The sequence below is a fragment of the Chryseobacterium elymi genome (assembly GCF_003385495.1).
GTDB lineage: Bacteria > Bacteroidota > Bacteroidia > Flavobacteriales > Weeksellaceae > Chryseobacterium > Chryseobacterium elymi.
In genome coordinates, this window is the sequence record NZ_QNUH01000077.1 from 1 (window position 1) to 373 (window position 373).

At 41.0% G+C, this 373-nt stretch carries 1 protein-coding gene; it reads left to right on the forward strand.

The features are described from left to right. Positions 1 to 373, forward strand: a 373-nt coding sequence (locus tag DRF60_RS20955; RefSeq protein WP_238640277.1) for a DUF6443 domain-containing protein, incomplete at both ends; no start/stop codon positions are given.

Below are 373 nucleotides of genomic sequence, written 5' to 3' on the forward strand. Positions count from 1 at the left end.
AGAAACCGTTCAGTATTTTGACGGGTTGGGAAGACCAAAACAGGTAGTGAATATCAAAGCTTCACCACTAGGAAGAGATGTGGTTACCCATATAGAATATGATGGGTTCGGAAGGCAGGTAAAAGACTTTTTGCCTGTTCCACAATCTGGAACTCAGAATGGGGCTATTGTTCCTGGCCCTCTTGCCAACGCCACCCAACCCGGGATTTATGGTTCAGAAAAGATCTATGCAGAAAAAATACTGGAAAATTCACCATTAGACAGAATCCAGCAGCAGATTCAGGTAGGAACTGCCTGGACGGCTAATCCTGTTAAATTTGATTATGATACGAATATCAATGAAGATTATGTAAGAAAATATGAAACTACTACA